We start from the raw sequence: 18,714 nt of genomic DNA on the forward strand, positions 1-18,714 counted from the left end.
GTACAGGCGGTTGTGCCTACTTGCGCACCTTACGGTCATCAGCCCTAGAGCGGGCTCTGTCGCGCTCGATTCTCGTAAGGCCAAACACCCTACAGCGTACTGCCAGGGGCCAGCCTCTGTGTCGTCCGGTTTGCCAGTTCTTCGACGGCGCAAGTGCCACCAAAATCCATTGAATCAATCATCGGCTGTCGTTTTCCAAAGGCAACTGCATTGTGTGTCCAAAATCGTCTGCACTGCATTGCGTTGAGCCGTCCGTAATCGGAAGGCCATACGGGAATTCTACTTGTGAAGGTGACCCGCTGTTTTTGCGTAGTGGACTTCGGTCCAGTGGCCATCGAAGTAGCCAGATTCGTTGAGGTGATGCATACGGGTGTCAATCATGGGTGAGCTGAGAATCGAGTTGCGCAACGGTGTCAGTGCATCCACCACGATGGATCCAATATGCGCGAGAACTTCAATCTGTCCAGTTGACCGTCCCAGGAGTAATGGCGCCATTTTTCTCAGCACGAGCTGCTCTGGTTCTTTGGGTACGCCAAAGTGAACGCCACCCTCCACATGCGCGTAGTGCCGTACTATCTCTCTAACAGTCAGAGCTTGGCCATCGACTTCACCCACTGTTGCGCCGACGAACTGCTTGAGCTTGGTCAGTGCAGGATAGTCCGGTCCGCCAACGAGCTCGGGCCCACCGAGACGAAGCCAGTAGGACAGCGCCACCCTTTCTTGAGCTTCTTCGGACGCTTTCCACTGTTTGATTCGGAAATTAGTAGGCACATCCGGACGAGCCGCTCGCACTGTGTCAAGCAGGCCGGGATTATCAAGTAGAAGCTTTCGGACGAGCGGGGCGATACCGAGCAACTCGTAGCGGTCTCGAGTACCTGGGTCGTGACTGCGGCGTCGGATATCATCGACTGTTTCAACAAACAGCCATTCGGCCAACATAATTTTTGGCTCAAGTTCTCGTGCCATAGCCACCTTCCTCTTTAGCGTCTGGAAACTTCGGGTAGATCCGGAGATGGTCCGCCTGACGGCCAATGACCTGCCAAGTACCCGAGGGAACGCTGGCGTGCCTCAACGATAGCCTGACTTCTTCACGTCGCTAGGTTCTCGCCGGCGGTTTGGTTGCGCGCCAGAAAATCAGCGCACCCACCGAACGAATGGGCCCGTCGGCCTATCCGAATTGGGTATGCTGAAGACGTGTCTATCGAGATTTACGCCAGCGGAAACCAAAGCTGCGCTGATTGCATCCCGGCCGATCGGATAGGCCCACCCCTTGTGTAGCTTGACCCGATCGTAGCAAACCATGGGCATTTGTCAGCCATATCTGCATCCTGGACGAGCTTCAACCACTAGGTGCCTTGCGGTTATCAACCGCTGAATTTCAGACTTTCTGCAGCCGTAAAATGCCACCCGTCCATGACCCAGGAGTCGCCGGGGAGCACAGACTCAGACAGGAACGACCTCTGTTACACCTTTGGTACGTTCGAGAGCCTCCGCCAGCAAAAAGGTTGCTGTTAGCGGGTCGTGCGATAGCCTCGGACGTTTAGCCCTTTCACAAGCCACACCTTTGGTACTGCTGAATATTTCACCTCCAAGGAAAAACAAGGGGACGGTGAATCAACGCGACCACTTGTAGTTGCGTAAGACATGTCGTAAGTTTAGTATTACAGTATTCCGATAGAAGAAGGGGCGCCCATGGCTACCATCACAGTTCGCATCGACGATTCGGTAAGGGACGCTTTGCAAGCCAAAGCTATCGAAGCGCACCAGACGCTTAGCGATTTTGTGCGAGATCGTCTGCAGGATTCAGTCTTTGCTTTCCGGGAGGACGATGGAAGCAGGGACAGCAGGGGCGAGGGATTGGAGCCCGACACACTCTCGGCTTTTGACCGGCATACACTCGCACTGTTGCACAGAATTCTTGGCCGGGTGTTGCCCGAAGATTCCAACGACGTCGATGGGGATAAGGAATACCAGCTGGAGCGGGCAAAGGTCCTTGAGAGGGGATTTACCAGGGAATACTCCATGGAGTTCGTTGGTATTCAGCCCGAGCTCAGCCCGCGCCATTGTGACTTCGTCATGGACGTACTTGAGATGTTCAGGATCGCCATGTTCAGCATCAATGAGCTACAAAGACAGGGAGCGGAAATAGAGGAGTCGCTCCAGCGGGCATTGAAGTTTGTAGGCTTCGACCACAATGACCGGCTAGAAGGTCACCTGTCCGACTACGCTCGCTTCCTTGTGAAGGACGGCAAGTGGTTGGAACAGGAAGACTTCATCCTGGGGCCGGAACACGGAAATTCACATCACCAGACGCTTCCTGCATACTCGCGGATGCTGACCGAATACCGCGAAGTGAAGCAGGCCCGAACCCGAAAATCAGGCTTGAAGAGCTACCTCCTCGCCGAAGACGAGCTCAGGAAGATCGCGGCATCGCGGAAACACGCCTCAAATAGATAGCCGTTGTTCAGGGGAAAAAGCCGGGACATAGATGAAGCCGGCGATCTGTTTAAAAGGCAGATGCTTGGATCAAAGGTTCGCACTCACGCACATGGGTGAGGGAGGGGCCCTTAAGCCAAGCATCCAGTAACTCGCAAAACGAGCTTTCATTGATACGACTATAACACTTATATCTAGAGGAGCCATAGATTGGCCAAGAGCAGTGACGGAAATCCCCCTTGGATTTCGAAAGACCGCTTCATGAAGTACATGGATGCTGCAAATGGAAACCCCGTGCTGGCTCTTGAATTCTATTCCTGGAACGTAGACCTTGGTGCCGCTCTGTTTAGGGACTTTTCCCACTTTGAAGTTGCTCTACGTAACTCCTGCGACAAAGCGATGTTTAGACGGGGTAACCAAATTGCCCGGGGGACAGACTGGTTGAAGTCCGAGGCAAATACGCACCTAGTCCTACCCACTGGGCCTCGTACGCAGGGCACAGTCAGGAAACTTAGCGAAAAGTTGGAAGACGCCCGTGAATATTCCGGATTCACAAAGAATCCGGCGATGCCACGCGGCAAGATCCTTGCTGAGTTGTCCTTCGGATTCTGGAAGTACCTTTTCACCAAGCAGATGCGCCAAGATCTCTGGGAAGACTGCCTAGAAATTGAATTTAGATACGTAGATCGAACAAAGGCAGTCGACCCTGCAAAGTTGCATGAAGACCTAGAAAAACTCGCGACACTGCGGAACCGAATCGCGCATCATGAGTCCATCTTCGACAAGTCTCCACAAATAGACCACGACGCTTTGCTCCGCGTGACAGAACTTTTAGGACCAGAAGTGAACACATTTGTGCGTAAGCACTCCACCGTCCGCAAAACCATCGCTGCTCGCCCTCCTCAGTAGCACGTGGTTTTTGCTTTTCCCTAGCAGCCTATTGTGAGAAGCAGGCCATAGAATGCAATTAATGCTTCACGACCTCCGTCATGGCCAACGCCTTCGCATAGAAACGCTTGGGAGAGCCGAGCGCCAAGCGCGCTTCGAAGTAGATGCCGGGCCATCCGGCTTCAGGAAGAACTAATCCTATTCTCTGGCATGGGTCAGGTGGAACTAAGCTTGTGGCATGTCGAACTCCATCCCACCTTCCACACCTCCCACTACAGCTCCGTTGGCGGATCACGTCCTTTGGGGTGACGTCATGGGATCCAAGCTTGAAGAGCTACTTTGGGGACTCATTGAGGAGATGGGCGCAAACGATATGGTGTGGCGCGCCGGATCCGCTACGGGAATCAACGCTGCTGATGGAGGCCGCGACATCGAAGCAACGTTCACCGAGCCGCAGGAAGACGGCAGTCTAACCAGCAAACGGTGGTGGATCGAAGCGAAAGGGCGCGCCGGCACCATATCGAGGTCGCTTGTTGCGGACTCCGCGCTGACTGCATTGGCATACAGCGAAGTTGACGTAGTTGCCTTTTGCACTAATAGCGTCTTCAGTAACCCCACTCAAGATTGGGTGCGCGAGTGGAACCGTAGCCACGAAAAACCCACACTGTATCTGTGGGACCGAGAGAATCTATCGAAATTGGTTAGAAAATACCCATTGGTCGCCGCAAGAACACTGCCGGAGGCGCTGGGCGATATTCAACGACTTGACCTACTACTTCATCGGTTCAACGTGCTCGGTGAAATGCCATCTGCTGTTGATAAGGAGTATTTCTGGGATTCTCAGGAATCGATCACTAATCATGAAGATGTGGCTGAACTGATCGTCATGTTCCTGTATAGCGAAGGCTCCTTGTCGACTCGACCGTGGATGAAGCTTTTGCCCGCTACAGCTGCGCCATTTGCACTATTGGTGGCTTCTTACAGTATGCCTATGAGGATATTTCACAAATTACCCCGGCCTTTGGAATCGCAACGAGCTATACGGACAGCTGCCCACGTTATCGCCGGGGTGCTAGATTATCTTGAACCTGGAAGAATCGCCTCATTGCTTGAGAATCCACCGTTCGTGATACCCGAGGACGAGCAAGAATCCCACCGTCGGGCGGTCAAAGTTTGGCATGAACATCTATTGCCTTTTATCCTGGGAGATCTTCAACTACAGCTTAGAGACATTTGTGCGACTGATTGTGCTCGGGTGATGACGGACCCAGCTGCGTTTGCTCCCCCCGTAGATGCGAAAGAGTTCTTCCGTCAGCTGGGACGGTACCCTGCCAAAGACTCGAAGCAACTGATTATTTTTGATACTGAGAAGCCTTGTGCTGTTGGCATTCCACTATTAGCGGGTGAAGATTGCCCTGTTGTTCGGGACGTCGAGAGATCTGCGGACTTCATCGGGGGGCTTCAAGAGGTCCTAACCTTTCGGCAAAAACACCCGGACGGGCAGTTTCTGCGATTTCGTAATGAACTCCAACAATAGGTGCGTTACCTATGTAAATTTTAATTGAATAGAATTCGTCGTTGACGGTTCCGATTTCCGAAGGTGCGGCTCTTACCTCGATTAGCGGGGCAGAGCTTTCTAATGCTTGGATAATTATTATCACCCCCGACGTGACCACATGCGAGAGCTGCGCCGAGCACCACAACCGTTCGGAGCCTGATACTTCCACTGCTGTGGATTGCACGGCGAATAGCATATCGGGTTAATCTGTTGCATGGTTTTCGGAATCATCTGCAGGGCCACGTGGATAAGACAAGAGAATGCATGAAGCGTCCCGGGAATCTTTTCGCTGTCTTTCTCTAAAAGACAACAGCATTAAACCCGAGACTGTTCAAATTGCACTCCGATGGAATTCGAAGAACTCTATTATGATGAAATGAGCGGTTCATTACCCGATGAAGCTGCCAGTAAACTGGCGGCATAATTTCCGGGACGGTTCAGATATACACGCAGGGCCGTCTAGGATGATCTGTGAAGACACCTCGTGCAAGGGTTTCTTCATTCTGAATTCAGATATGCACTCCCTTGGCTCCACGGCTCGACGTAGTCTTTCGGCGCCGCAATGAATGTTTGGGGCATTGTTGTGAGTAGTGAGACTGCTGTTGAACGAGATCGATCTGCTGGCGCTTCCATAGCGGGCTATGCCTATCAGTTTGATCTTTCAATACTTCTAATCCTGCGAGCTCTGGATGGTAATCACATCCAAGTAGAAGGCATCGAGGACATCGACGTATTTGCAGCTGATTCGTCCACAGCTGTCCAGTGCAAGTACTACTCCAGCCGCACGTTTTCCCTTCCTTCGCTGAGGGAAGCCATAGTCCCCATGCTGAAAGGATTTGTCGACGGGCGAACGTGGAAGTACCGCTTGCACGTCTACTTTAGTGAAACCGACAGAATGATTCCCACTTCACTTTCGATTGACGATCTCAAAGCCAGCCTCACGGAACACAAACGTAAGCCAGAACCACACACTGTGTTTCACTACGAAATGTACACCGACGATGATCTGAATCGGTTCCTGGAAAACTTCACGATCAGCGAAGGCATCGAACGGCGTGAGCAGCGAAATCTTGTGATGGCTGAGCTCGCGCGGGCCCTAGAATGCCATCGCGATGAGGCGGAAGAACTGTTCTACGGTAATGCGTTAACTGTCGTAATGGATCTGGCCATGCGAAAAGCCAGCAACGAGCGAATTATTACTCGGGATACTTTTCTCCGCATGATTAACACTAAGACACTCCTATTCACGCGGTGGCATCGGGAACATCTAGGAATCGAAAGATACGTGCGGGAGATCGGAAAACGTGCCAGCGCTGGGAGACTTTTTCATCCAGGACGCCACCGTGTTCTTGCCGTCGACGATCCTTTCGCCTGGGAAACAAAATCAGCCATCAAATTCGCGGATGTCGTGAAGCGCCTAGCCACAGAAGAGTACGGCGTGGGCCGACTGGATTCAGCCACGCCATGGACAGTTGTGCTGCCGGATGGCCACCCGGCCCTCATGGAACTAAAACGTTCATTGCTCGATGCCGACATCGCGATCAACGACGGGGGTGAAACTATTTCCTTCAATCCCCGCTTGCTGGCCCGCGCCCCGGTGATCAACACCAATGGGAAAAATCGTAAAATCACGCGTACGTTGTACGACATCAGAATAGTCAGGGAAAGCTCCTTTTCTCTTTTCCTCAGAGATGGAAACACAGTAGGAACTGTTGTAAGCACCAGCGATTCCAGTCCTAGCCATCTGGATCCGTCAACTTCTGTGCTGCTGCTGCCCGGAATCACCTTGGAACAATTCACCAAAGTATTGGAGCTTGGAAAATGACTGACATTACAGAGATCACCAGGGTTGTGGGCGTAGCACCGGACCTCATCCAAATCGAAGTTACCTCCACAAGCATGTATGAAGGTCTCTCTCACCAGCTTGAAATCGGAAGCTACGTAGAAATTAGCGATGATAGCGGATCCACAGTTGTGGCCATTGTTCAGAGCTACAGAATAAAGGAACGGATGCAATCCGCCGATGGAACTGCCGTTGGGGACGCACAATTCATCATTGACACTCAACCGGTAGGTCGATTGGAAAAAGGGGAGTTCAAGCGAGGCGGGAAGCAAATAACGATTCCACCAAAACATGTTGAAATCGCCAATACAGATGTGCTCGAGAAGATCTACGCATCCGTACCTGAGGCCAAACGCTTCAGTTTTGGAACGCTTGCCCAAGAAAATACCGTGCGGGTGCATGTAGACGGCGACAAATTCTTCGGAAAACATATCGGAGTTGTCGGATCTACTGGCTCTGGCAAATCCAGTACAGTCGCCAAGATCCTCCAAGAGGGGATCCTTCCTAGCGGAGATCAAGAAGTTAGAAGCGTTCTAAATAACTCTCATATATTGATATTTGATATTCACGGGGAATACGGTTCGGCGTTCCCAAAAGCTCGGGTGATCGGCGTGAACGATCTCCGATTGCCATATTGGATGATGAACTCGGAAGAGCTGGAAGAGATGTTCATTGAAAGTAATGAACTTAATTCCCATAACCAGGTCTCTCAATTTCGCAGTGCAGTCATTGAAAACAAGCGCAAATACGCGCAGAACGGAGGGTCTGCCGTCTCCTATGACTCACCGATCTACTTCAGTCTAAAAGAGGTAATCAACTACCTGACCAACCTCAACAGCGAAATGATCAGCCGATTACCAGACGAAAACCTACCCAAATTCGCTGACGGGACTCTCGTCAAGGATCGAACTAAACACTACTTCGAAGGCATCCAGAAGTTCGTGGAACAGTCTGGTTCGGCATCGAATAAGGCTAATGGAGGTCCATTCAACGGGGATTTCAATCGCTTTCTCATGCGGTTAGAAGCGCGCCATACTGACGATCGTTTGGATTTCCTACTAGCGCCTAAAAAGCACGATGGAAACGACTACCTGACGGATGATTTTGCGGATATTATTCGTCAATTTACCGGTTATGGCGACGATCCAACAAACATAACAATACTTGACCTCAGCGGCATACCCTTCGAAGTGCTGAGCGTCGTGGTATCCCTAGTTACGAGACTCATATTTACCTTCAATTTTCATTTTAAGAAGTTCCGTAAACAAGAAGAGCAGCAACTTCCTTTCTTGCTGGTTTACGAAGAAGCCCACAACTATGTACCTCAAAACGAGAGCGCGAAATACGGTACCGTCAAAAAATCCATTGAACGCATCGCTAAGGAAGGCCGGAAGTACGGAATCTCCCTGATGATTGTGAGCCAGCGACCTTCGGAGGTATCCGAGACGGTGTTCTCGCAGTGCAATAACTTCGTAGCAATGCGTCTCACCAACCCAGCGGATCAGAGATACGTAAAGCGGTTGTTGCCCGATAACCTCAACGCCATCACAGATGCTTTGCCTACGCTTGAACAGCAAGAAGCCATCATCATCGGGGACTCGGTTTCAGTCCCCTCACTTGTTCGCATCGACGAAATAACTGATAAACCTGACTCAAACGACATCCTTTTCCGTACCGAATGGCAGAAGGATTGGCTTGAGGTTGACATTCCTCACGTTGTCAAACTATTACAAGAATAGACTTTTTCACTGTCCTTGAGTGAGCACGAAAAACCCGGAAACTCGTTTGCTCGGTGGGCCTCCAGCTGGGAACCGAAACGTCACTTATCTGATTGAGGCTTGGCCGTTCGCAGGACGATGCGGTACACCATGCGCAGTGCGACTCCGAAGAGCTCGGCGATTATCGCGCTGGTGTGCTGGCCTCATTGGCGGAGTGCAACGAAGTACTTTTCCTGGCGGGAGCTTGCGTTGCTTGCCGCGGAGCCTGTCGTTGGCCTTGGCGATCTGCATACCTTCGCGGGTATGGACACGCGGGTGAGGTCGGATTCAGACTCCGCTACCGTGGCCAGGACGTTGAGCAGCAGGCGGCCGACCGGATCGGTGGGGTCGTGGACGGATCCGACGAGACCTTGATGTCGCGCTTGGTAAGGTCCTCGACGATGTCGCGTGCGCCGGGCAGGGAACGGGCGAGGCGGTCCAGCTCGCTGACCGCCCGGGTGTCGCCGACCCGGCACGCAGCCAGAGTTTGGTTCAGTCCGGGGCGTTCGCGGTTTCGCCCGGTGAGCCCATGGTCGACATAGACCAGATCGTCCGGGACGCCAAGGGACTTGAGCTCTGCCCGCTGGAAGCTGAGGTCCTGTTGGTTGGTAGAGACTCAGGCATACCCGATCAGATGCGGTGACATGTCCCGAGTGTAGCGTTTGTGCCACGCGAGATTCGATCGATCGAAGCACCATCGACCGAGAAACAATCAAGGCATTGGTAGGCGCCCTACATGGGGTTTCGGCAACCAAAGGTGTGTTCATCACGACTAGTGCCTTTACTCAGTATGCCAAAGACTATGCGTCCGGCATCCCGACTCGCACCATTCTGATCGACGGAAATCGCCTAGTCTCTCTCATGATTAAGTACCGCGTTGGCGTCCAAATTGAGAGAAGCTACGATGTCGTGGACATCGATGAGGACTTCTTCGAGTTGGCCAATAGGCAATGAGTGGGTTGTTCCAGTGAAAACTTAGGGCAATAGATCCCACTCGTAGCTTCGCGGCTGTGTCCCTTCATCAATAGTCTGTCAGAGGCGTCGTCGAGGCTCTGCACCAACTTATCGAGCGAATTTTGTTCTGCTATCAAACGTTTGGTGAGTCGAGTCCACCTGATCGCGCGATAAATAGATGGCGACGGAAAACGCATGCTCGAAATCGTTCAGCATGCGGTCCAATGTGATTCCGTCTGGACAGACCGATAGGATCGCAACTATCGGAAGTCGCGAATTGAGATCTACGTCAGAGGAGAATTAGCTTGAAGAAGCAAATCAATGTTGTTGGTGCCGTTATCATCAGGAACGATGAAATTCTCTGCACTCAACGAGGCCTAAATGGAAGTCTGGGCGGCATGTGGGAATTTCCTGGTGGCAAAATCGAGCCAAAAGAAACTCCTCGCGAAGCACTCGAACGTGAGATTCGAGAGGAACTCCTCTGCACGGTCAAAGTAGTCGATGAAGTCACGAGTACCACCTACGAATATGACTTCGGGATTGTTACTCTGACAACCTTCTATTGTGAGCTAGTTGAAGGAGAACCGCAGCTCACGGAGCATGAAGATGCGAAGTGGCTCAAACGCGATGAACTCATGTCCTTGGAGTGGGCGCCAGCGGACATTCCCGCGGTGGAACTCATCCAGGCGGCATAGTGAATACTAGCGCTGATCTCGTTCTTGGTAGTGGTCTCTCAAGAGACGTCACTTTCGGATTCTTAGACGGGAAGCAGCAATCTCGCCGTCATCACCACCCTCGCGTCGTATTGAACGCTGACGGCAATACGGTCCTGCGCATCCTTCGCGAAGAGCTCGCCCGTTGTGATGAATTCATTTTCTCCGTCGCCTTCGTCACCCCGAATGCGATTGCTTTGCTTAAACAGGAGCTCGTGGAGTTTTCGGGTCGAGGAACGATTGTCACCTCCGATTATTTGGGCTTCAACTCACCATCGGCTTTTAGCGAGCTATTGAACCTTGAAACTCTAGGGATCAACGTTCGAATTCACAACGCGGGAGCCTTTCACCCGAAGGGTTATATCTTCAAAACCGAGAATATGGTTACGGCCATGATCGGTAGTTCAAATTTGACCGGTAACGCGATCGTGAAGAATCATGAATGGAACCTGAAAGTTTCAGCGTCCGAGGGCAGTGATCTAGCCGAGCAGCTATCTTTGTTGACCCAGAACCAGCTTGAAGAATCCATAGCACTGAGCCAACGGTGGATAGATGCGTATGCGGAACAGTACACGCCTCTTTCGATACGTCGAAAAATAGTAGCTGCCCCTCGAACTGACGTTGATGAGCAGCTACTGCCGGTAGAGGCTGAGCAAGATCTTGAAGTGACCGGCCAATCGCCGGATGGCGCTGTATCGTCCGAGTTGCTCATGCCGATCCTCCCGAACCAGATGCAAACGCAGGCGCTCAAGGCGCTGGAGCAGGTTCGGTCGCGCGGGGAGTCGAAGGCCATCGTTATTTCGGCAACCGGTACTGGAAAGACGATCCTCTCGGCATTGGAAGTACGGGCAGCGCATCCTGGTCGGTTCTTATTTATCGTTCACCGCGAGCAGATCCTCGATAAAACCATCCAGGAGTACCGCCGCGTCATCGGCGGCGACTACAACGATTTCGGCAAACTTGCTGGTGTCTCCAAACAAAGCGACCGCAAGTTGGTTTTCGCAACGGTGCAGACATTGTCCCAAGATAGTGTGCTGCACGAGATTCAGCCAGACGCTTTTGACTACATCATCATTGACGAAGCGCATCGTGTTGGATCTCCAACATACAAGAAGGTCCTCGGATACCTCGAACCTACTTTCCTGCTTGGCCTGACAGCCACACCAGAGCGAAGCGACGGGTTCAACGTCTTTGAGTTTTTCGACTACAACGTGCCGTATGAGATTCGCTTGAATCACGCGTTGGAAGAGAACATGCTGAGCCCATTTCATTACTACGGGATAGCCGACGTAACGCTTGATGACCAGACGACCCTAGACAGCACTGATGATCTGGGATATCTAGTGACGGCGGACCGCGTTCACCACATCGTTGACGCCCTGAATAAATATGGGCAGGCGGGTGTTGCTCCGAAGGGGCTGATTTTCTGTTCTCGTAAAGTGGAAGCTGCTGCTCTATCTGCAGCGCTGAATCAGCAGCAGCTTCGTGGGAAAACTTTGCGGACGGTGAGTCTCAGCGGTGACGATTCGGTGGAACAGCGAGAGCAAGCAGTTGGGCAACTGGAACGCGGAGAACTCGACTACATCCTCACCGTCGACATCTTCAATGAGGGGGTGGATATCCCCACGGTGAATCAGGTCGTGATGCTTCGCCAAACGCAATCGGCAATAGTGTTCGTGCAGCAGCTTGGACGCGGTCTGCGTAAAGCACCGATGAAGGACTACTTGGTGGTTATCGACTTCATTGGCAACTACGCGAACAACTACATGATCCCGATCGCGCTTTTCGGTGATGAGTCACTGAACAAAGAGTCGCTGAAAGAGAAGCTTATTTCCACCGAGCAGGCAGGCGTACTTGCCGGTTTATCGAGTGTTCGATTCGATAAGGTCTCGCAGCAGCGTGTACTTGATTCCATCCGTACAACTGCTCTGGACAGCATTCAAAAGCTCCGCAGTGCGATGCAGTCGATGCAGAACCGCGTCGGACGGGCACCGAAGCTCTTCGATTTTTATCGGTTTGAATCTGTCGATCCAGTATTACTGGCAACGAAGAAAGAAAACTATCCAGCATTGGTCAAGAGCCTTTTGAGGATTGATCATGAGCTTAGCCAGGATGAGCTCAAAGCGTTGTCACTACTATCGCATGAAGTCCTGACGTCGAAGAGAATTCATGAGTTCGTGCTTGTCAGTGAGTTGCTTTCGCAGGGGTCGGTAACTTTGCCTCAATTCAAAGCAGCCCTCCTCAACGAAGGAATCGACGCGCCCCATCGCGAATTGATGAGCACCGTAGAAACTCTGAATCTTGCTAATCACGGACAAGTTGATCAAAATCGATATGGAATTCGCTTGGCGAACATCGATGGAGAGTCCATATTGGCTGATCCTGGTTTTCTCAGTTCATATCGTTCACATCGTGTATTCAGCAACGAAGTGGACGACATCATACAAACTGGCATGGCCCTAGTGCGAGACCGGTATGTTGCTGGAGATCCGTTTATCGTTGGAGGACAGTATTCCCGGAAGGAAGTGACACGTCTTCTGGGACTTCCACGAAAATGGACGTCGACACTTTACGGGTACAAAGTCGATCCAGAATCGAGGACTTGCCCGATTTTTGTGACGCTGCACAAATCGGACGATATCTCGGCTAGTACCGCGTACCAGGATGAACTGGTTGATCCTTCCCATCTGCGGTGGTTCACGCGATCACGGCGAACGCTACAGAGCGATGAAGTCCGGCGAATAGTGGATAACGAGGTTGATCTGTACGTCTTCGTCAAGAAAGACGATGCGGAAGGTACCGAATTCTTTTACTTAGGCCAAGCCGATTCACGTAATGCCGAGCAGACTCACATGTTTGGAAAGAACCAAGAGCAGCTTGACGTTGTCACGATGAACCTGCATTTTGAGAAAGCGATCGATAACGCTCTGTACGACTATTTGAGCCCGAATCAGAACCTGACCTAACTTCGCTGACACCAAATGGGCGAAAAGAATCAGCGGAGATTTCGGGCCGGATAGTCGCAACGAACTGATACCGAAGATCTTTGCCATCAATATGAACCGTCGAATGTATTCTTCCACTAGCTTTCTATCGGCCAATTTTTTGAGACCGTCCTGATCAAACTTCGACGTACAGATACATGAAAAATACATCGTCCGGTCAGGAGTAAGGTATTCATCTAGCTTGGTTTGTAGAACGGATAGGCGCAGAAATTTAGGATCCAGAATTTAGCGTAAATTCTGGGTACCAGATTTTTATTAGCCCTTCGCAGTCATCCGCGGAGAGCTCTAAAAATTCGTCATGGGTCTTATCAATTTTTTGCAACAGAGTATCGAAAGCTTCCGGGCCGTGTTCATATCTTCTACCCACTGTTTCGAGACGGAGTTCTTTTTTAGTATCGACTTTGTGCAGGGTAACTTGTCCCATACGTGATTCGTTTGCCTCGTGATGGATGAGATCGCTATCTATCCGAACCGGAGGAAACACGTGGGTATCATTGATGAAGAAAATGATGTCTCCACGAGAGAAGGCGCCTTCCTTTTCCACTATCTGCAATAAATCGAATCTAAAACCAGTCTTGCGTTGACGCAACGAACCTTTCTTCTCTTGTTGCAAAAGTTCTACGACCTCGTCAGGGGTTAGATCAGCATCAATCCACCGAACTATGTATATTTTGTTAAGTTCCCACGGGAATCCGAAAACTTGTGGTTCGGGGGTATTTACGCCCGTAATGCGATGCGAAGGGGCACCAGCATCAAATATTTTTTTGAGGTCAGATAACTTCGAGCTGGTGATTTTTCCTCCCGAAGCTTCAATCTCGTGCTCGACGAATTCTCTGACTTCTTTTCTAGTTTCACGATCAGTGGTGATTAGAACAGCTTCGGATGCTCGCGCAGAACTCGCGGACGCATTCGCAGATCCCACGACTGCGTGTCGGTCAGTAGAAATGACTTTGGCATGCAATATCGAAGACGTATGCACTTCGACGCCTGAATTAATAAATCGTTCAAGGGCGTAAGGATTTGTTGCCCCTGAGGCTACATTTTGGTCGCTAGCATTTACAAGGAGGACGTCGCCTAAACCAAGAGGAAGTCGTTCCGGAGCATCTTTACCGATAAATGCGATTGCGGCATATGTTCTTCCTGCGCCCTCAACTACGTTGGTGATATGCGGCCAAACGGCCTGAGAATGAAATCGAGTTACCATGATTGAAGTCTAATCGGATGGTCATGAGCAACAATACATTTGATTCACTGACGAGCGGGGGACACCGACGTGCTCTGATTGCTGCTTTTGGATATATTTTAGAGAAGTAAACAATGTCGAGACCCAAACTGATGTGAGCGAAAATCCACAAATGCGCCTACTTATCGACAACGACACGGGTATCGATGATGCGCTCGCGTTGGCGTACCTCTGTGCTTGCGAACATATACAGATAGAGGCAATCACCAGTACACCTGGGAACGTTGATGCTGAGCAGGTTACAGCTAATAACGATGCACTTCTTGCACTCTGTGATCAGCCTGACGTACCAGTACTAATCGGCGCGCGAGAACCTCTAGAGGTTCCGTTGGTCACCACGCCCGAAACTCACGGACCACAAGGTGTCGGGTATGCGATGCTATCGACTCCAGGCGTCGCCGCGCATAGTCACGACGCTGTGGATTATTGGATCGAAGCCGCACGAACTAACCCTGGCGAGCTAACAGTTTTGCTTACTGCACCGCTGACCAACTTTGCCCTCGCGCTACGCCGCGAACCAAAGCTGCCGTGGTTGCTGCGCAAGGTAGTCATCATGGGTGGAGCTTTCTACTACCAAGGCAACACGACTCCTACCGCGGAGTGGAACACCCACGTGGATCCTCACGCGGCCAAGGAAGTATTTACTGCCTACACAGTGGCGGCGGAACAAGGGCTGCCTTCTGAGAAGCTTCCTATCGTGTGCTCGCTGGACACCACAGAACGCTTCGAAATGCAGCCGGACTTCCTGACAAAGCTGTCCACTGAAGCTGGATGCGCCGAGCCCGAATTTGTACTGGCAAGCGACCCCGAAGGAACCTTGAGCACCGCATCCAATCCACTGGTGCGCTATCTCTCAGATGCGTTGCGGTTCTACTTCGAGTTCCATCGGCATTACGACCAGGGCTACATTGCCCACGTCCATGACTACTTCGCCGCAGGCGTAGCCGCCGGAACCCTCGACTATCAAAGTCGACCCGCCACGATTGATGTGGAAACTGAATCCGAGCTTCTCTTCGGAACGACGGTGGCCGATTTCCGAGGGCTGTGGGGCAAGCCAGCAAATGCGCACGTAGTCACCGGCAACAATCCGGAGGCTGGCTTTGCCGAACTAGTTACACGCTTGGGGAGCTTGGCGCGGAAATTGAACACGGGCTCCTGAACTCAGCTCAGGCTGAGCTAGAATTATCTACCGGGCCGAGGTGACATTAGGCCCCGCACTCGCACGCACCCAGTAGTACTTGGGTGCACAGCCATACTCGTACCGAGGAATGCTTTTCTATGTCACCGAATCTGCTTTTGCCCGAAGAAACCAGCTCCCAAGTTCTGCGCCGCAGGCTTTTGGCCAGCGCTGGCGCCCTGCTCCTGATCGGCACCTACCTGGTCCTAGTCATTACCCAACCCACGGGCATAGCTGAAGGACTGGGACAGGGCGTTGCACTGGTTACCTTCGCCGCCTACCTGGCTGCCGCCGTCATGCTTTTGGTCGCGGTGCTTCCGGACTTGCCGGTATCCACTCTCACGCTGATCCCGGTAGCGCTTGCCCTGAACATCATTTTGGGGCAATTCGTTGGTTCCGTGATGGTCCCGCTCTACCTCGACTCGATTGGCACGGTGCTCGTAGGGTTCTTGGCGGGCCGCCGGGCCGGTGCGGCCACCGGTGTGCTCAGCACACTGATCTGGTCACTGTTCGCACCCACCGTCTTGCCCTTCGCAGCTGGCGCTGCATTGGTCGGCTTCCTCGCGGGAACCGCCGCTCGTTTCGGTGCGCTGCGCCGCCCGTATCTTGCCCCAGTGGCCGGTGTGGTGGCAGGTGTTCTTGTCGGCGTGGTTTCAGCTCCGGTGGCGGCCTTCGTTTTCGGCGGAACGTCGGGTGTCGGCACCGGCGCAGTGGTTGCGGCTTTCCGCTCCATGGGCGACTCGCTGCTTTCGGCCGTGACCAAGCAGGCCTTGATCTCAGACCCGGGGGACAAAGCCATCGTCTTCCTCATCGCAGCGCTGCTGGTCTTCGCCTTGCCGAAGCGCTTGAGCGGTTCTTCCGAATTCATCCGCCGCTACAAGGTGTTGGGCAAGAGCGGAAACAAGTAGGCCACTAATGAAGCGCCGCATCGCTGACTTGCATCCTTTTACCGTGCTTTGCCTAGCCGTGCTCAGCATTTCGGTAGCCACAGCTGCCAGCCGCTGGTGGCTGAACTGTGCGGTGATAGTGCTTTGTCTGGCCATTGGCGCAGTCGCGGGCAAGGCCCGCAAACTCGCGGCGCTCAGCGGTGCAATCATGCTCCCTACTCTCCTGTCCTTGCTGATGATCCATGGACTGGCTTCCCGGGATTCTTCCCCGTTGATCGCCGCGTGGGGACCAATCACTCTGACGCTTGGGGGAGTGGAAATCGCCACGGCCCTGGCCTTGCGCACCGCCGTGCTGGTGGTGGCTGTTTTGCTCTGCGGTTTGCTGATCGATAAACACCAGCTGGTGGCAGCCATCGATTTGTCTCCGGCTCCGCCTCAGGCGGGATACCTGCTGGCATCCACGCTGTTTCTTCTTCCGCAGATGATGGAAAAGCAGCATGCCATCGGCCAAGCCCAGGCCCTGCGAAAAGCAGGAACCGGCCGTGGCTTGGCCGGGTGGCTGCAACGCTTGAGGCTGCGCGCTGTGCCGCTGGTGCTTTCTTCGGTGCAAGACGCCCATGACCGTTCGGTGCATCTGGCCGCGCGCGGATTTCCCGCCCGCGGTGAACACAGCAGATTGCGCCAAGTTGCAGACTCGCAGATCCAGCGGGGCGTCCGCTGGGTTGCCCTGCTGTGTTCGGTACTGGTGCCGGTAGCGATTCTGGTGCCTCTCGGGGGAGCCTCGTGATGGACATGGATCACCGTGCACCCGCCGGAAGCACAGCGGCGCTGCACCTCAGGCTGGAAAGCTTCCGCTACTCCGAGGCGCACTCCGAGACCTTGCGCGAGATCGAGATGGAATTCTCCCCGGGGTCCCTGACTGTCATTGCCGGCGACTCTGGATCCGGGAAGTCCACGCTGGGCGGAGTACTATCTGGCATGCTGCCGCGGCAGGGAACGGACCATTGCGGGGGAACGGTCATGTTGGCGGGGCAGTGGATCGATTATTCTCCGGAGCATTCGCCGCGAATCGACGTAGCTGGCTGGGCCAGGCACGTGGGACTGCTGCCCCAGGATGCTGGCCTCTACCTTTCGAGGATTCGCCAGACGGTTGCAGAAGAGCTGGTCTTCGCCCGGGAGAACGAAGGAATGCCCCGCGGAGAGATGGGAGAGCTCATCACCGAGCTATCCACGCGGCTGTCCATGGAACATCTGCTGGAATGCGATCCTGCCAAGCTTTCAGGGGGCCAAGAACGCCTGGTCGCGTTAGCGGCGTTGTCCGCGGCGAGACCGTCCATCATTGTGCTCGACGAGCCGCTGGCCGGTTTGGATTCCAAGGCAACTAAGGCGGTGACCGCGATGATTTCGCGGCTGCGCGCCGAAGGCACCGCACTTGTGGTGCTGAGCCGGACAACTGAAGCATGGGAAGCCGAAGCGGATGCTCTGTGGAACTTGGCGGACGGAACTTTGCTGCCTGCATCTGATGGCACTGGAACTGCTGCGTTGCCTTCCAAGCGAAGAAGACCATCCATCGCAGCATCAGCAGAGCCCCTGCTGGCCTTTTCCAGCGTGCAACTCGGATACAAGGGTGCCAGCGCCCCGGTCCTCTCCCACCTTGAGCTCGAAGTCCGTGCAGGAGAATGCGTGGGGCTGGCCGGCGCCAACGGCACGGGCAAGACCACGCTGCTCAAAGCCGCCGCCGGGCTGATCAAGCCAGCTGCCGGAAAAGTATGGGTGGCAGCTGATGCTGGGATGCTCCTGCAGAATCCTTCGGATCAGCTCTTCGAACGTACGGTAGCCCGGGAAGTCGCTTTCGGCCTTCCCAAGAAGAGTAGCCAACGCGCCCGTGTGCCGTTGGTGCTTGCACAGCTGGGTCTGGAATCCTATGCCGAGACCCACCCTTATGAGCTGCCGGCTTCGGCCCGCCGGCTCGTTGCCTTGGCCACCGTGCTGGTGCGCGAACCACAGCTGCTCCTCCTTGATGAACCAACTGAGGCGTTGGATTCGGCTGGGCTTCATTGCCTGCACGAGGCAATAGATTCGGTACTCCAGCGAGGGGGAGCGGTGCTTTTCTCATCCCATGATGAGCGGTTCATGTCGCTCACCGCACACAGGGTGCACCTGCTGTCGTAGCAATTTTTCTGCCGCGGGACAGGCTCCCGCGTTTAGGCCAAGCCTATTTCCGGTGCTTTCCAGAGTGATCAAGTTTCTGCG

13 protein-coding genes and 2 pseudogenes are annotated in these 18,714 nt (G+C 53.3%); 12 read left to right on the forward strand and 3 right to left on the reverse strand.

Annotated elements, in window-relative coordinates:
* Positions 1 to 279: 279 nt before the first annotated feature.
* Entirely contained in the window at positions 280 to 966 is a 687-nt protein-coding gene (locus tag ACP3TE_RS09140) for a hypothetical protein (RefSeq protein WP_426733254.1), read from the reverse strand.
* A gap of 726 nt (positions 967 to 1,692) precedes the next feature.
* Between ACP3TE_RS09140 and ACP3TE_RS09145 the strand changes: the two genes are divergently transcribed.
* The 5 genes from ACP3TE_RS09145 to ACP3TE_RS09165 all read left to right on the forward strand — a co-directional run bounded on the left by ACP3TE_RS09145 (position 1,693) and on the right by ACP3TE_RS09165 (position 8,464).
* Positions 1,693 to 2,457, forward strand: coding sequence for a YfbU family protein (locus ACP3TE_RS09145; protein WP_426733255.1), 765 nt, complete (start codon positions 1,693 to 1,695; stop codon positions 2,455 to 2,457).
* A 189-nt stretch (positions 2,458 to 2,646) separates the two neighbouring features.
* A complete protein-coding gene (locus ACP3TE_RS09150; RefSeq protein ID WP_426733256.1) occupies positions 2,647 to 3,345 on the forward strand; it encodes an Abi family protein in 699 nt (232 codons plus the stop codon).
* Between the two features lie 217 nt (positions 3,346 to 3,562).
* A complete protein-coding gene (locus ACP3TE_RS09155; RefSeq protein ID WP_426733258.1) occupies positions 3,563 to 4,861 on the forward strand; it encodes a restriction endonuclease in 1,299 nt (432 codons plus the stop codon).
* A gap of 604 nt (positions 4,862 to 5,465) precedes the next feature.
* On the forward strand, positions 5,466 to 6,707 hold the full coding sequence (locus ACP3TE_RS09160) for a hypothetical protein (protein WP_426733260.1): 1,242 nt from the start codon (positions 5,466 to 5,468) through the stop codon (positions 6,705 to 6,707).
* On the forward strand, positions 6,704 to 8,464 hold the full coding sequence (locus ACP3TE_RS09165; protein WP_426733262.1) for an ATP-binding protein: 1,761 nt from the start codon (positions 6,704 to 6,706) through the stop codon (positions 8,462 to 8,464). The genes ACP3TE_RS09160 and ACP3TE_RS09165 overlap by 4 nt, the downstream gene beginning before the upstream one ends.
* Positions 8,465 to 8,544: 80 nt before the next feature.
* Here ACP3TE_RS09165 and ACP3TE_RS09170 read toward each other — a convergent pair.
* A pseudogene (locus tag ACP3TE_RS09170) lies at positions 8,545 to 9,128 on the reverse strand (recombinase family protein).
* Between ACP3TE_RS09170 and ACP3TE_RS09175 the strand changes: the two are divergent.
* The 3 genes and pseudogenes from ACP3TE_RS09175 to ACP3TE_RS09185 all read left to right on the forward strand — a co-directional run.
* Positions 9,122 to 9,334: pseudogene (locus tag ACP3TE_RS09175) on the forward strand (restriction endonuclease); the annotation flags it as partial. The pseudogenes ACP3TE_RS09170 and ACP3TE_RS09175 sit on opposite strands and share 7 nt — an antisense overlap.
* 407 nt (positions 9,335 to 9,741) lie before the next feature.
* Entirely contained in the window at positions 9,742 to 10,131 is a 390-nt protein-coding gene (locus tag ACP3TE_RS09180; protein WP_426733264.1) for a (deoxy)nucleoside triphosphate pyrophosphohydrolase, read from the forward strand.
* Positions 10,131 to 13,115: a DUF3427 domain-containing protein gene (locus ACP3TE_RS09185; protein WP_426733266.1), complete on the forward strand. Its 2,985-nt coding sequence runs from the start codon at positions 10,131 to 10,133 to the stop codon at positions 13,113 to 13,115. Before ACP3TE_RS09180 ends, ACP3TE_RS09185 begins: the two co-directional genes overlap by 1 nt.
* 250 nt (positions 13,116 to 13,365) lie before the next feature.
* Here ACP3TE_RS09185 and ACP3TE_RS09190 read toward each other — a convergent pair whose 3' ends face one another.
* Complete coding sequence (locus ACP3TE_RS09190) at positions 13,366 to 14,358, reverse strand: phospholipase D-like domain-containing protein (protein WP_426733268.1); 993 nt, start codon at positions 14,356 to 14,358, stop codon at positions 13,366 to 13,368.
* A 151-nt stretch (positions 14,359 to 14,509) separates the two neighbouring features.
* On the opposite strand from ACP3TE_RS09190, the gene ACP3TE_RS09195 reads away from it, so the two are divergent.
* The 4 genes from ACP3TE_RS09195 to ACP3TE_RS09210 all read left to right on the forward strand — a co-directional run bounded on the left by ACP3TE_RS09195 (position 14,510) and on the right by ACP3TE_RS09210 (position 18,633).
* Positions 14,510 to 15,556, forward strand: coding sequence for a nucleoside hydrolase (locus tag ACP3TE_RS09195; RefSeq protein ID WP_426733270.1), 1,047 nt, complete (start codon positions 14,510 to 14,512; stop codon positions 15,554 to 15,556).
* Positions 15,557 to 15,675: 119 nt separating this feature from the next.
* Entirely contained in the window at positions 15,676 to 16,482 is an 807-nt protein-coding gene (locus tag ACP3TE_RS09200) for an ECF transporter S component (RefSeq protein WP_426733272.1), read from the forward strand.
* Positions 16,483 to 16,489: 7 nt separating this feature from the next.
* Positions 16,490 to 17,248, forward strand: a complete 759-nt coding sequence (locus tag ACP3TE_RS09205; protein ID WP_426733274.1) for an energy-coupling factor transporter transmembrane component T family protein — start codon at positions 16,490 to 16,492, stop codon at positions 17,246 to 17,248.
* A 5-nt stretch (positions 17,249 to 17,253) separates the two neighbouring features.
* Entirely contained in the window at positions 17,254 to 18,633 is a 1,380-nt protein-coding gene (locus tag ACP3TE_RS09210; RefSeq protein WP_426733276.1) for an ATP-binding cassette domain-containing protein, read from the forward strand.
* Positions 18,634 to 18,714: the final 81 nt, after the last annotated feature.

Origin of the sequence: Glutamicibacter sp. 2E12, assembly GCF_050030965.1 — a bacterium.
Lineage (GTDB): Bacteria > Actinomycetota > Actinomycetes > Actinomycetales > Micrococcaceae > Glutamicibacter.